Source organism: Flavobacterium sp. GQ95, assembly GCF_059758655.1.
In genome coordinates, this window is sequence record NZ_JCAXEB010000002.1 from 293,703 (window position 1) to 308,465 (window position 14,763).

The 14,763-nt window shown below is 35.7% G+C and carries 13 protein-coding genes; 7 read left to right on the top strand and 6 right to left on the bottom strand.

From position 1 onward, the window contains the following. Window positions 1-179: 179 nt before the first annotated feature. The 5 genes from AC6CH4_RS05935 to AC6CH4_RS05955 all read left to right on the top strand — a co-directional run bounded on the left by AC6CH4_RS05935 (window position 180) and on the right by AC6CH4_RS05955 (window position 8,054). Window positions 180-2,000 (top strand): glycoside hydrolase family 2 protein, encoded by a 1,821-nt coding sequence (locus AC6CH4_RS05935; RefSeq protein WP_498101065.1) that lies wholly within the window; start codon window positions 180-182, stop codon window positions 1,998-2,000. Window positions 2,001-2,011: 11 nt separating this feature from the next. Further along, window positions 2,012-3,040, top strand: a complete 1,029-nt coding sequence (locus AC6CH4_RS05940) for a glycoside hydrolase family 43 protein (protein ID WP_498101067.1) — start codon at window positions 2,012-2,014, stop codon at window positions 3,038-3,040. A gap of 22 nt (window positions 3,041-3,062) precedes the next feature. Then, window positions 3,063-4,238: an aldose epimerase family protein gene (locus AC6CH4_RS05945; RefSeq protein WP_498101069.1), complete on the top strand. Its 1,176-nt coding sequence runs from the start codon at window positions 3,063-3,065 to the stop codon at window positions 4,236-4,238. Between the two features lie 188 nt (window positions 4,239-4,426). Then, the gene (locus AC6CH4_RS05950; protein ID WP_498101071.1) at window positions 4,427-5,404 is read left to right on the top strand and encodes a glycoside hydrolase family 43 protein; all 978 of its coding nucleotides are present in this window, start codon (window positions 4,427-4,429) and stop codon (window positions 5,402-5,404) included. A gap of 229 nt (window positions 5,405-5,633) precedes the next feature. Next, a complete protein-coding gene (locus AC6CH4_RS05955) occupies window positions 5,634-8,054 on the top strand; it encodes a TonB-dependent siderophore receptor (RefSeq protein WP_498101073.1) in 2,421 nt (806 codons plus the stop codon). A 184-nt stretch (window positions 8,055-8,238) separates the two neighbouring features. Here the strand turns inward: AC6CH4_RS05955 and AC6CH4_RS05960 are convergent, their stop codons facing one another. From AC6CH4_RS05960 to AC6CH4_RS05970, 3 genes are all read right to left on the bottom strand, one after another. Then, window positions 8,239-9,261: an LLM class flavin-dependent oxidoreductase gene (locus AC6CH4_RS05960; protein ID WP_498101075.1), complete on the bottom strand. Its 1,023-nt coding sequence runs from the start codon at window positions 9,259-9,261 to the stop codon at window positions 8,239-8,241. A 243-nt stretch (window positions 9,262-9,504) separates the two neighbouring features. Next, complete coding sequence (locus tag AC6CH4_RS05965) at window positions 9,505-9,894, bottom strand: DUF1634 domain-containing protein (RefSeq protein WP_498101077.1); 390 nt, start codon at window positions 9,892-9,894, stop codon at window positions 9,505-9,507. A gap of 4 nt (window positions 9,895-9,898) precedes the next feature. Then, a complete protein-coding gene (locus tag AC6CH4_RS05970; protein ID WP_498101079.1) occupies window positions 9,899-10,735 on the bottom strand; it encodes a sulfite exporter TauE/SafE family protein in 837 nt (278 codons plus the stop codon). A gap of 210 nt (window positions 10,736-10,945) precedes the next feature. Here AC6CH4_RS05970 and AC6CH4_RS05975 point away from each other — a divergent pair, with 210 nt between their 5' ends. Both AC6CH4_RS05975 and AC6CH4_RS05980 read left to right on the top strand, forming a co-directional pair. Then, a complete protein-coding gene (locus AC6CH4_RS05975) occupies window positions 10,946-11,428 on the top strand; it encodes a TlpA disulfide reductase family protein (RefSeq protein WP_498101081.1) in 483 nt (160 codons plus the stop codon). Between the two features lie 12 nt (window positions 11,429-11,440). Continuing rightward, window positions 11,441-12,052 carry a thioredoxin family protein gene (locus AC6CH4_RS05980; RefSeq protein WP_498101083.1) on the top strand — a complete coding sequence of 204 codons (612 nt, stop codon included), beginning with the start codon at window positions 11,441-11,443 and terminating at the stop codon, window positions 12,050-12,052. A 210-nt stretch (window positions 12,053-12,262) separates the two neighbouring features. Here the strand turns inward: AC6CH4_RS05980 and AC6CH4_RS05985 are convergent, their stop codons facing one another. The 3 genes from AC6CH4_RS05985 to AC6CH4_RS05995 all read right to left on the bottom strand — a co-directional run bounded on the left by AC6CH4_RS05985 (window position 12,263) and on the right by AC6CH4_RS05995 (window position 14,575). Beyond that, complete coding sequence (locus AC6CH4_RS05985; protein ID WP_498101085.1) at window positions 12,263-12,556, bottom strand: DUF3861 domain-containing protein; 294 nt, start codon at window positions 12,554-12,556, stop codon at window positions 12,263-12,265. Window positions 12,557-12,797: 241 nt separating this feature from the next. After that, window positions 12,798-13,529 (bottom strand): LytR/AlgR family response regulator transcription factor, encoded by a 732-nt coding sequence (locus AC6CH4_RS05990; RefSeq protein WP_498101087.1) that lies wholly within the window; start codon window positions 13,527-13,529, stop codon window positions 12,798-12,800. After that, window positions 13,526-14,575 carry a sensor histidine kinase gene (locus AC6CH4_RS05995; RefSeq protein ID WP_498101089.1) on the bottom strand — a complete coding sequence of 350 codons (1,050 nt, stop codon included), beginning with the start codon at window positions 14,573-14,575 and terminating at the stop codon, window positions 13,526-13,528. The genes AC6CH4_RS05990 and AC6CH4_RS05995 overlap by 4 nt, the downstream gene beginning before the upstream one ends. Window positions 14,576-14,763 lie beyond the last annotated feature (188 nt).

Here is a 14,763-nt window from a genome sequence, read left to right on the forward strand (position 1 = left end):
TTATGAATTATGAGTTATGAATTATGAGTTATGAGTTGAGTGTTGGAGTTTAACTCATAATTCATAACTCCAAACTCATAACTCAAAAAGAATTGGTTAGTTAAGTTAGTGTTTGGAAATTACCAGGCTATGTGGAAATGGTCTGGTAATTTATTAAGCTTTAAAACAGAAAATCTACAATGAAAAATAAAATAATAGTGCTTATTTTCCTGTTTTTAGGATTTATGACGAATGCACAATGGAAGCCTCAGGGAGATAAAATCAAAACGAAATGGGCAGCACAGGTTGATCCGGATAAAACTTTACCTGAATATCCCCGTCCGATTATGGAGCGTAGCCGATGGAAAAATCTAAATGGCTTATGGAATTATGCCATTCAGGATCTTGGAAAAACGGTACCTTCAAAATATGACGGGCAAATTCTGGTTCCGTTTGCGGTTGAATCGAGTTTGTCAGGCGTTATGAAGCAAGTGGGAGCGGAGAAGGAACTTTGGTATGAAACCAATTTCTCGATTGATTCCAACTGGAAAGGTCAAAATATTTTGCTGCATTTTGGAGCTGTAGACTGGAAAACTGAAATTTGGATCAACAATATCAAAATTGGTTCGCATACTGGCGGTTACACACCATTTTCGTTTGATATCACACCATTTATCAAAAAAAGAAAAAAACAGAAATTGATGGTAAAAGTGTGGGATCCGTCAAACGATGGACCACAACCAAGAGGTAAACAAGTTAAAAATCCCGAAGGAATCTGGTACACGCCCGTTACCGGAATCTGGCAAACGGTTTGGATTGAACCGGTAAATACCAAAAACATTACAGCTTTAAAAACAACTCCAAATATTGATCAAAACAGCATTAGCATCAAAGCAGATGTTGCCGGTGCAAAAACGGGTGATATTATTGAAATTTCTGTTTTTGATAGTGGAAATGAAATTGCAAAAGAGAAAGCGGTTGTGGGAGAAAGTTTAGATATTATTTTGAATAACCCCAAATTATGGTCGCCGGAGAATCCGTTTTTATATCAGACTAAAATCAGTTTAATCAGCGATGATAAAGTGGTTGATGAAGTAAAAAGCTATTTTGCTATGCGAAAAATTTCATCCAAACGAGATGAATTTGGCATTGTCAGAATGCAATTGAACAACAAAGATTATTTTCAGTTTGGCCCGCTTGATCAGGGTTGGTGGCCTGACGGATTATACACGGCGCCAACAGATGAAGCCTTGAAATACGATATTATTAAGACTAAAGAATTAGGTTTTAATATGATCCGCAAACACGTAAAAGTAGAACCGGAGCGTTGGTATACGCATTGTGATCAATTGGGAATTTTGGTTTGGCAGGATATGCCAAGCGGAGACGAGCAACCGGTTTGGCAAAACAAAAAGTATTTTGAAGGAAATGAATTGCAGCGTTCTGCAAAGTCAGAAGAAATCTACAAGAAAGAATGGGCAGCCATTATGGATCATTTGTATTCGTATCCAAGTATTGTGGTTTGGGTTCCGTTTAACGAAGCCTGGGGACAATTTAAAACCGTTGAAATTACAGAATGGACCAAAAATCATGATCCAAGCCGATTAACGAATTCATCAAGTGGCGGAAATCATTTTCAGACCGGCGATATTTTAGATTTACACAATTATCCGGGGCCGGAAATGTATTTATATGATGCCCGAAGAGTAACCGTTTTAGGCGAATATGGCGGAATAGGTCTGCCGCTTGAAGGACATTTATGGAGAGCCAATGACAATTGGGGATATGTAAAATTCAAAAATGAAAATGAAGTTACGGCAGAATACATCAAGTATGCGCAGATTTTAAAAAACTACGTAAAATCAGGTTTTTCAGCAGCAGTTTACACACAAACAACCGATGTTGAAGGCGAAGTAAACGGATTTATGACCTACGACAGAAAAGTGGATAAAATGGATTTTAAAGAAGTAAACAGAATGAATACTGAAATCATTAATGTTTTAAATCAAACAAGTAAATAATACAATTTCAAATGAAAAAATACATCATTCCATTTTTGCTTTTGTTTGTTTCTATAACTTTTGCACAGCAAAAAACATTCTCAAACCCAATTCTCCCTTCAGGCGCAGACCCTTACAGTACCTACTATAAAGGCTATTATTACTACACAAATACTTTGGGAAACAGATTGGTTTTATGGAAAACAAAAGACTTGTCTAATCTAAAGAACGCCGAAAGCAAAACGATCTGGGAAGCTCCAAAAGGAACTGATTATTCGGCAGAAATCTGGGCACCTGAATTTCATATCATCAACGGAAAATGGTACGCATATTTTGCTGCAGATAATGGTGATAACAATAATCACAGAATGTATGTTTTAGAAAATAAAGCATCAGATCCGTTTAAAGGAAAATGGGAATTTAAAGGAAAAATTGCGGCTAAAACCGATAAATGGGCGATTGACGGAAATGTATTTGAATATAAAAAACAGCTGTACATGATTTGGGCAGGCTGGGAAGGCGACACAAACGGGCAGCAGAATATTTACATCGCCAAAATGAAAAACCCACTTGAAATTGAAGGCGATCGCGTTTTAATTTCTTCACCAACACATGAGTGGGAAACGCACGGAGCACTGAATGATCCTGTTAATCCACCTCAGGTAAATGTTAATGAAGGCCCGCAGTTTTTGCAAAATGGAGATAAAATTTTCATAGTGTTTTCGGCCAGTGGTTGTTGGACAGATTTCTACGCTTTGGGACTATTAAGCTTCAATGGCGGTGACAATTTATTAGACGCAAATGCCTGGAAAAAAGCCGATGAGCCAATTTTCAAACAATCAGATAAAAATAAAGTGTACGCTCCGGGACATAACTCCTTTTTTAAATCTCCTGATGGAAAAGAAGACTGGATTTTATATCACGCCAATTCAAATCCCGGTGAAGGCTGTGGGAATCAAAGAGCACCGAGAATGCAGAAAATTAATTGGGATGCAAATGGTTTCCCAGTTTTGGGTGAACCTGTAAGCGAAGAAACTAAATTGGCAATTCCATCAAAATAAAAAACATTTTAAAATCATAAAAATGAAAAATATTCAAATAGCAGCGGTCGTTTTGCTGGCATTTTTTCAGTTTAATTGTAAAGACAACAAAAGGGCAGATGAGGTTGTAAAGGAAACAACTCAAATGGTATCTGATTCTATTAAACCAGTTTTAGAAACTAAAAATTTTGACACCATAATGGATGGCAAAAAAGTCAATTTGTATTGGATAGAAAACAAAGGAATAAAAGCAGCTTTTACCAATTACGGAGGAAGATTAATCGGACTTTGGATTGCAGATAAAAATGGAAAACAAACTGATGTTGTAGTTGGAATGAACAGCGCAAAAGGTTTTAAAACTTCGACTGAACCTTATTTTGGTGCAACAATCGGACGAGTTGGAAACCGTATTGCAAAAGGAAAATTTGCCTTAGAAGGGAAACAATATCAGGTGTCTTTAAATAATGGAAAAAATGCTTTGCACGGTGGTGTAAAAGGTTTTCAGGATGTGGTTTGGGATGCCAATAAAACGAATGAAAATACGTTGGTCTTTAGTTATGTTTCACCAGATCGAGAGCAGGGTTTCCCCGGGAATTTAACGGTAAAAGTGACTTATACGCTTGAAGCGGATCAAACCATTAAAATGCAATATGAAGCTACGACAGATAAAACAACTTTAGTGAATTTAACCAATCATGCCTTTTTTAATTTGAATGGAGAAGGAAGCGGTTCGATCTTAAATCACGAACTTCAGGTTTATGCTAATGAATTTACGCCTGTTGATGAAGGGTTAATTCCGTCTGGCGAATTAAAACCAGTTAAAAACACTCCTTTTGATTTTACTTCAAAACATACTATTGGCGAAAGAATTGAAACTAACGATGAACAGTTAAAATTCGGAAAAGGATACGATCATAATTACGTTTTAAACGGAACAAAGAAAAAGAGTCTGAATCATGCCGCTACAATTTCAGGCGACAAATCAGGAATTACATTAGACATCTACACACAGGAACCGGGTTTGCAGTTTTATAGTGGAAACTTTATGCAATCGAAAAACACCTTTAAATCTGGTGCAAAAGACGATTTTAGAACTGCTTTTGCCTTAGAAACGCAACATTTTCCAGATGCTCCAAATCAACCCAAATTTGCTCCGATTGTTTTGAAACCGGGAGAAAAATATCATACGGTTTCTTATTATCAGTTTTCTGTGAAGTAGGTATTTGATGAGATAATTAGAAAATTAGAAAAATGTGAGATATGCGACGCGATTGTCATCCTGAGGGATGAAGGAACAAACAAGGAATTCGACAAAGATTGGCGATTTTCTGTGCGGAGTTTCTAGTGCGATCCTTCGTTCCTTAAGAAGAAATACTATTAGTTATAAAACCTAAATCTGATTATAAAATGAAAAAAATATTAACCCTGGTTAGCTCGCTATGTATTTTCGTGTGTTGCTCGCAGGAAAATAATGCGTCAAAAACAACAGAGCCTGAGCAAAAAAATATTCTTTTAGCAGATCCTACGATCTTTTACGATAACGGAACCTATTATTTATACGGAACTACTGGTGGCGACACGCCATTAAGCGGGCAAGGTTTTATGGTTTATACGTCGACTGATTTAAAAAAATGGAGTGGTCCGGCTGGTTCTCAAAACGGATTGGCTTTGAAAATAGGGGATGCTTTTGGTGACAAAGGTTTTTGGGCACCACAGATTTTGAAGTATAACAATACCTTTTATATGATTTATACGGCAAACGAAAATATTGCGATTGCAAGCAGTGACAGTCCATTAGGACCATTTAAAAATGAATCTAAAAAGCCAATTATTGAAACAGGAAATCAAATAGATCCGTTTATTTTTATTGATGAAAATGGAAAAAAATATTTGTATCATGTTAAGTTAACCAACGGAAACCGAATTTTTGTTGCCGAAATAAATGATGATCTTCAAAGTATAAAACCAGAAACTTTAACCGAATGTATTTCCGGGACTTTGCCTTGGGAAAATACCCAAAATGTTCCATGGCCGGTTACAGAAGGACCAACCGTTTTAAAACATGATGGATTATATTATTTAATTTATTCGGCAAATGATTTCAGAAATCCTGATTATGCTGTTGGTTATGCGACAAGCAAAAATCCATATGGGCCTTGGGGAAAGTCTGCTGACAGTCCAATTATTAGTAGAAAAAATGTGAAGCAGGATGGTATTGGTCACGGTGATATTTTTTGGGATAAAAACAATAAAATGCATTATGTGCTTCATACCCATTTTAGCGAAAGCGGTGTTGCTCCGAGAAAGACTGGGATAATTTCTATTGATTTTGAAGGAAAAGCGCTGAAAGCAAATCCGGATAGCTTTGTTTTCCTGAAAGAATAAGAGAAAATACTTATTTTTTATTGGTCAAATAAGTCGATCGTTATTTAGAATTGAAAATATTTAAGAAAACCTGTTTCAAAAATGAGACAGGTTTTTTTATTGGTGTTCAGTTGGTTATAAATGTAATTTTAACAAATAACTATTGTTTTTATTTAGAATGATTAAAAATAATTTGGAAAACATACTATTAGGGATTACTTTTGCCAACGAAATTTAACAACTTACTAAAATGAACATAAATATTACCAAAAAAGCTTTCTTTTTTATGTTGCTTTTGACATCATTAAATATGATGAGTCAGGAACTGGGAAAAGTTAGCGGAAAAGTTTCCTTAAGTGGAAATGTCCCTGCAGAAAACATTGCTGTTGCTCTTAAAGGGACGAAGTATACTGCCGTTACGAATTCAAATGGACAATACGAGATTAAAAGTGTGAAACCAGGAAGTTATGTAATTAGCATTCGTGCCGTAGGAATTCATGCAGTTGAAGATAATATTGTTGTAAAATCCAAACAAACTACAACTAAAAATTTCTCACTTTCTGAAAGTCAGGAAGATCTGGATGAAGTTGTTATTACAAAAAATAAATACAAGCAAGACAAACCTTCTTTGTCTTTGCGTCTTCAAACACCAGTTTTAGAGATTCCACAAAACATACAAATCATTAGTGGTCAGACTTTAAAAGATCAGCAAATTACAAGCATGAGCGACGGTGTTATTCGTAACGTGAGTGGTGCTGTACGTTTGGAGCACTGGGGAGATTTGTATACTAATATTACAATGAGAGGTTCTCAAATTCAGGCTTTCCGTAACGGATTTAACGTGGTTTCTTCTTTCTGGGGACCATTGACTGAAGATATGAGTTTTGTAGATCATATCGAATTCGTAAAAGGACCTGCAGGATTCATGCTTTCAAGCGGAGATCCAAGTGGACTTTATAATGTAGTGACTAAAAAACCAACGGGAATTACAAAAGGTGAAGTTTCTGTACTTGGTGGAAGTTATGATTTTTACAGAGTTAGCATTGACCTTGATGGTAAATTAGATAAAAAAGGAAAATTGTTGTACAGATTTAATGGAGCGGCACAGAACAAAGGTTCTCACCGTGCATTTGAACACAATAATCGGTATGTAATCGCTCCTGTTATTACATATCAGGTTGATGATAAAACAAAATTGACTGCTGAATATAATTTTCAGTATGCTAATATGACTGAGGTAGGTTCTTACTACGTATTTGGACCAGCATCAGGCGGATATGCAACTTTACCAGTTGGATTCACAATGACACAACCAGGTTTGCCTGATACTAATATTCAGGATCACAGTGGATATTTGATGTTTGAACACAAGTTTGATGACAACTGGAAATTGACCGCACAAACATCCTATTTTAAATACCTTCAACAAGGATACAGTTCCTGGCCAGGTGTTGTTGGTCCGGGGCCTGTTGACAGAGATTTTGACGGTGTACCGGAAGGAACCCTTGCAGCCGGAGAAATTATTCGTAATGTGGGTATTTGGGATGCAGAAAGTAATATGTACTTAGGACAAATTTTCGTAAACGGAAAATTTAATACAGGAGCTGTTAGCCACAAAATACTAGGTGGAGTAGATTTAGGAAGTAAAGATTATGCGGCAGATTGGGGACAATCTCATGATCTTGATACTGTTGATGCGCCATTCAATGTAAATAATCCAAATTACGGAACACCTTCTAACGGTTTTCCAGCTTTTGACCACGATACTCCTCTTAGCCAAAGAGCTGGTGGAATTTATACTTCCGAATATGCAGCTGGATATGTTCAGGATGAACTTGGTTTCTTTCAAAATAAATTAAGATTAACTCTTGCTGCAAGATATACATGGATTAGCCAGTCTAGCTATGGTGATACACAGGAGGATAGTCATATTACACCTCGTGTAGGAGTTAGTTATTCTGTAAATGAAAGTACAGCAGTGTACGGATTATATGATCAGGCTTTTACGCCACAGTCAGGAGTTATTAAAAATGGCGATCCTATAAAACCATTAACAGGTAACAACTTTGAAGTTGGTATTAAAAAAGATTGGTTTGACGGTTCCTGGAATACATCATTATCGGCTTATCGAATTGTAAAACAAAATGAACTTACGGCGGATCCTAATAATGGACCAAATGATCCTTTTAAAATTGTTTTGGGAGAAAAAAGAGCTGAAGGTGTTGAATTTGATGTGAGAGGAAAATTATTAGATGGTCTTAATTTGATCGCAAATTATGCCTTTACAGAATCAGTAGTAACAGAATCTAATATTGCAAGTATAAATGTTGGTTCTGTGGTACCTGGATATGCTAAACACACAGCAAATGCATGGTTGAATTATACAGTTCAAAGTGGTAAAATTAAAGGATTTGGAGCTTCTATAGGAGGAACTTTCCTTGACGGTCGCCAAACAGATACGTGGAGTGCAGGACTTCAAAAATTACCATCGTACTTTAAATTAGACGGAGGTTTATCTTATGAAACAGGAAAAGTAAAAGTTACTGCAAATGTTTTCAATATTTTGGATAAATACCTTTACAGTGGTTCTTATTATGAGTGGCTTTCTGCTTATTACTGGCAAACAGAAGCACCAAGAAACTTTAGAGTTGGTGTAACTTACAAGTTCTAAGAAATACATAATTATAAAATGAAAAAGCATCTGTTAATAGCAGATGCTTTTTTTTTGTAAAAATTTTAGCCCACGGATTTTGCGGATTTAAACGGATTTATACTGAGGTTTTTTAAGGTCGACAAATAAGGATCGGTATAAATCCGTTTAAATCCGTGTCATCTGTGGCTAATAACTATTTAGCTTAGCCTTTTTTAATTAACGGAATCACTTTTGTACCTATGAGTTCTATTGTATTCATTAATTGTTTGTGTGTAAGACCTGCATTGTCCATTTGGAAAGTGAATCGGTCTACGCCGCCAAGAGATTCACTATGTCTTAATAATTTCTCTGCAACACGTTCCGGACTTCCAACAATTAAAACGCCATCATCATCAATAAGTCCGTCAAATTTTGCTTTGGTAACCGGTGGCCAACCGCGCTCTAATCCTAATTTTGTCCAAAGTTCGGCATAACCAGGGTAGTATTCGTCTATAGCTTTTTCGGTTGTTGTTCCAACAAAACCTGGTGAATGTATTCCAACTTTCAATTCTTCAGGCTTATATCCTGCAGCTGCTCCCGCTTGTCGGTATAAATCAATCAGCGGACGAAAACGATGTGTTTGTCCTCCAATTATAGCAACCATTAAAGGTAATCCTAAAGATCCGGCTCTAACAAAAGATTCCGGAGTTCCGCCAACACCTAGCCAAACAGGTAATTTTTCCTGTAATGTTCTCGGATAAATTGGAAGATTATTTATGGCAGGACGGAATTTCCCTGACCAGGTTACAAATTCATTGTCCCGAATTTGTAGAAATAGCTCTAATTTCTCTTTAAAAAGCGCATCGTAGTCATTCAGATTAAATCCGAAAAGGGGATAAGCTTCAATAGAAGAGCCACGGCCCACTACAATTTCGGCGCGACCTTTTGAAATTAAATCCAAAGTAGCAAAACTTTGATACACTCTTACCGGATCGGCAGCACTTAATACCGAGACAGCACTTGCCAGTCGGATGTTTTTAGTTCTCGCGGCAGCAGCACTTAAAATCACGACGGTAGCCGAATCTAAAAATTCTTTTTTATGATGTTCTCCAATTCCAAAAACATCCAAACCAACCTGATCTGCTAATTCTATTCTTTGGAGTAATTGTTCCATGGCATCAACACTACTCAAAGTGTTGTTGGTGCCGTACATTGCCGAAGCAAAACTGTCAATTCCTATTTCCATTTTTTTTAGGCTTTAGGCTTTAAGCTATAGGCAGTAAGCTTTTAGATAGCTTACTGCTAAATGCTTATAGCAATTATTTTTATTTTAGCTTTAGGCTTTAAGCAATAGGCTTTAAGCTTTTTGGAAAGCCTATTGCCTATGACTTACAGCCTACAGCATTTATTATTAACTTTAAGCTTGAGCAATACGCTTTAAGCTTTTTTGGAAAGCCTATAGCCTAAAGCTTATAGCCTATAGCAATAATTAATGTGAGAAGCCAAATGAAACACTGATTAAAATAATCAGGATAACAATCAGCGTAATCACAACATAAAGATAATCTTTCTCCAGAAGGAAAGAAAATAAGGAAAGCAAAACACGAAATACAGGCGTCAGAAAAAGTAAAATGATTCCGAAGAAGATTAATGATTCTCCTTTTCCTTGGATAACACCCTGATAAACATCAAAAACTACTTCAAATATGTTTCGGTCATTCTCATGAAATACAGAGTAGTTTTCGATATCGGTGCTGTGTCCCATCAAATAAACAATTCCACCAATAAAAGCTACTGACAATGAAGTCCACACGCCGTAACGCAATAAATTTCCTATGATGGTTTGGAAATCTTTCTCTCCGAATTTTTCGTTTTGCATATTTTTAGATTTTTCCATTTAGTCCGTTATAAATCATATTCACAGCCAATACAAAAATCAGGCAGGCAAAAAAGACTCTGAGTTTTTTAGGGTTTGTTTTTACTAATACTTTAGCACCGGCCATAGCACCAAACAGAACGCCAATAACAACCGGCATACAAATTCCGGGCTCGATATAACCTTTTTGAATATAAATCACAGAACTCGCCATTGCCGTTACGCCCATCATAAAATTACTGGTGGTGGTCGAAACTTTAAACGGAATCTTCATAATATTATCCATCGCAATTACTTTAAAAGCTCCTGAACCAATTCCGAGTAAACCCGACATCATTCCGGCAATTCCCATCATACTGAATCCGCCAATTACATTTTTGGTTCCATAGCTGATGACTTCGCCATTATGAGAAGGGTAAGTGCCTTGTAATCTTAGTTTTTTAGCTAATGAACTTGATTCTAATACGATATGTTCTTCTTTTTTTCGAAGAGAATTTATAGCAGAAAATATCAAGGTCATACCAAATAAAACGGCTATGAATGAAGTAGGAGCAATAGTAGAAAGTAGCGCCCCGCAAACAGCACCAATTGTAGTAGCGATTTCAAGAAAAATCCCCAAACGCATATTGGTAATTCCTTCCCGAACATAAGCTGCCGCAGAACCGGATGAAGTGGCAATTACAGAAACCAAAGCAGCACCAATGGCGTAATGAATATCAACTCCCAGAATGACAGTTAAAAGCGGAATAATAATGATACCGCCTCCTAAACCTGATAATGAACCAATAAAACCTGCTAAAAAAGCACCAAGAAGCATAATCAGGGTAAACGTAAGTACTGTCATTCGGATTAATTTTGTTTTTGCTAATTTACGAATAGAAATTTGGTGAGAAAATGTTTAAGTGCTTAAAAAGTCCTTAAAAAAGCGAAAACGATTTATCTGTTATAGATTTCAAATGAAATAAAATTCGTGCATTAAACTTTTATTAACAACTGCGAAAAAACTTATAGTTTATATTTGTAAGGCTAATTCAAAAACAAACAATTCAATTGTATGATGAAAATTCAAACATTTAGCATTTTCGCCTTTTTATTTGTGGCTTTTTCGGTTTCGGCATACAGCCAAAATGTCAAGCTGCTCAATATTGACCAGCTTAATGAAAGAGTAAAAAACGGAAAAGACAGCACTTATGTAGTCAACTTTTGGGCCACCTGGTGCGCACCGTGTATTAAAGAATTACCTCATTTTGAAAAACTTCAGGCTGACTTTAAATCCGAGAAAGTGAAAGTTTTGCTGGTAAGTGTTGATTTTAAATCAAAATTGAGTTCGGCTGTGGTACCATTTGTTAAAAGAAAAAATTTAAAAAATGAAGTTTTTCTATTGAATGAAAGCAGTCCGCAGGAATATATTGACCGCATTGATCCTTCGTGGTCAGGCAGTATTCCGGCAACACTTTTTATCAAAGGCGATAAAAGAAAATTTGTCGAAAGTGAATTTACCTATGAACAATTATTAACTGAATATAAAAAACTATAAACTATTTAAACCATGAAGAAAATAATCCTTTTAGTTATGCTGGCATTTTCTGCGTTTCTTTCGCAGGCGCAAAATGCAACTCTTAAAGCAGGAGATACTGCACCAGACTTTAAATTGAAAAATGTTGATGGCAAAGAAGTTTCGTTCGCCAGTTTTCCAAAAGCAAAAGGTTATATTGTAGTTTTTACCTGCAATACTTGTCCGTATGCCATAGGTTATGAGCAAAGAATCATTGATTTGGATAATAAATTCAGACCACAAGGTTATCCCGTAATCGCAATCAATCCGAATGATCCTGAAGCTTCTACAGCAGATACTTTCGAAAAAATGCAGGAACTGGCTAAAAACAAAAAATACCCTTTCCCTTATTTATTTGATGGAGGACAAAAAATAACAGATCAATATGGAGCAAAACGTACTCCGCATCTTTTTATCGTATCAAAAACAGCTAAAGGAAATGTAGTTGAATATGTGGGTGCAATCGATAATGATCCGGAAGGGACTAAAGCTGACAAAACAAAATATGCTGAAGATGTGATCGCGTCATTAAAAAGTAATCAAAAACCAGCCATTACGCAGACAAAAGAAATTGGCTGTACAGTTAAGAGAAAAGCGAAAGCTTAATTTGTCTTTCATTTATATAAAAAACGCTTCAGATATCTGGAGCGTTTTTTGTTTTTATTATTTCTTCCGTCATTTTTGTCATTTCGACGAAGGAGAAATCCTCGCAAGAAGCTCGACAAGGATTGGCGATTTTGCATGCGTAGAATGGATTGAAATCCATCCCTACAATATGCTTTTTTCCTCCGGAACGATGACAATATCGCGCATAACTTACAAACTTTTCAACTTCTTCATAAATAAAGGAAAAACTTCATTCAATTCATCAAATAAAGGATTTTTACGATGTTTCAATTTTATTTCTCCGAATAATTTCAATCCCAGTGCAAATTGTATCGCTTCAGATTCATTGTCAAATAAGTTTTTAGCTTTTATTTTTTCGATGATATCAAATATTTCATCGTGATTACCAAATTCTATTCCGAGTTCTTTTGCTGGATGCGTTTCTCCGTTTGCGTATTCTTTTAAGCTTAATGTTAAGTAATATTTGTTTGCTCTTTTTTCCATGTGATTTGAGATTTATTTAGGTAATTACAAATAGGTGGGGCATGTATATATTTAAAAATGGTTTATTCAATATTTAAAGCAGCTCCATCGGAGCGTTATGTTTATAGCTTAAATGTATTACGATTCAAAGCTCCAGCGGAGCAATATTTCACCCCGCCGGGGCTCTACGCTCGAACCGTATAAAATTCTATAAATATGGCGTCCCGCTGGGACTATGTCGGTGATAATGTTTTATATATTCTTATTTTATCCATTTATCTACAATTACTTTAAATGTCTCTTTATACTGTTCGCCGACGGTTATTTCTATTTTATTGATGAAGATTGAATTCTTGCTGATAGCACTTATTTTTTCAAGGGAAACAATAAACGAACGATTCATTCTCATGAATTTTGAAGATGGTAATTTTTCTTCGAGTGCTTTCAATGAAATCAATGACATCAAAGCTTTATCTGAATTTTCAAGATGAACTTTGACATAATCCTTTAAGCTTTCGATGTATAAAATGTCTTTTAAATTCACTTTTACCCATTGATATTCTACTTTCAAAAAGATAAAATCATCTTCAGCATTTGTTGGCGGATGGTCGTTTGTAGTTTCTTCGGCAATCTGCAAAACTTTGTTTGCGGCGCGTAAAAATTCTTCATAGCTAAAAGGCTTTAAAAGATAATCAACCGCATTAACTCTGTAACCTTCAATAGCATAATGATTGTAAGCTGTTGTAAACACAATTTTCGGCAACGACCCTGGTTGTTCCTGTAAAAGTCTTGCCAATTCCATTCCGGTTAAATTGGGCATATTGATATCTAAGAAAACTAAATCCGGCTGTTTTTCGCGAATTACACCCATAGCTTCAACTGCATTGTCACAGCTGGAAATTAACTCCAGAAATGGGGTCTGCCCGATAAAAGTTTCGACCAGTTTTAATGCTAATGGTTCATCGTCAACTGCTATACATTTTAATACTGTCATTCTTCTAAAGTTATTTGCAGCTTTACATTGTATTTTCCGTTTTTTGCAATGCCCGCTGTTAAGGTATGTTTATTCGGATAAATCAAATGAAGTCTGCGTTTTGTATTTGTTAATCCTATGCCGCCTTCGTCTGATACTGTCGTTTTTTCAAAAAAAGTATTTTCAACCTCAAATTCAAGTTCGGTGCCATTCTGCGTAAGCGTAATATGTATTTCACTTTTATCAGTAGCATGAACACCATGTTTAAAGGCATTTTCTACTAAAGGTAACAACAACATTGGAACAATTGGATAATCGTGCAGTTTTTCCGGAATATTAGTTGTAATCGTTAATTTGCTGTTGGCACGAAGCCGCATTAAAGCTATAAAATCTTTTAAAAAATCAACTTCTTTAAGCAATGTGGTTCTTTCACCTTCGGTGCTGTAAAGAAGGTATCGCATCATTCGGCTTAGTGTGTGAAGGGCACTGCGGGAATCTTCAACATTTGTATAGGTTAATGAATAAATACTGTTAAGCGAATTAAAGAAAAAATGCGGATTGATTTGCGCCTTGAGCATTGCCAATTCTGCTACTGTTTTATCCTGTTCCAGCTTTTGTTTGTGTTGTGCTGCTTTTTGCCAATATTGGAGCATCGACCAGCTTGTGCTGATTCCTAAAACCAGCAATGTCAGCATGAGTACATAATTGTCAAAATAGGGATTTCTATATTTTTTAAATCCTAAGACTTCACTGACTTTATTATGAAGATCTGTCTCTGAAGTATAAAAATAGGCAATAAGCTGCATTACAAAAATGGCAAGGAAAGCCCAAATTAAAAACGGAGATGTATTGTCTTTTATAATAGTTTTTGGAACTATGATTTTAGCATTGGAATAAAAAAGAATAATTAATAAAACTAAGATAATCATCTGCCAAAGCCAAAAGACAGATGGCAGCACCACATTCCAGGCTATTGGGATGTAAAACAACATGATGAATCCTAATAATAACCAGCTTAGAATGTGCAATCCGGTAAATAAATAAGGTCTAAATAAGTTTGTTGACATTATAATTTATTTTTTTATTGACAATATTACATTTTATTCGAATGCAATTTTGAGCCAATCGCTAAAGAGAGATTTACAATCCATAAAAACCATTTTACAGCCGACGAGCCTTACTCAAAAATACAGTTTTTTGACGAAACAACTTTTATCGGTTCTCACTGCATGTTTATCGATTATATCTTGCTATA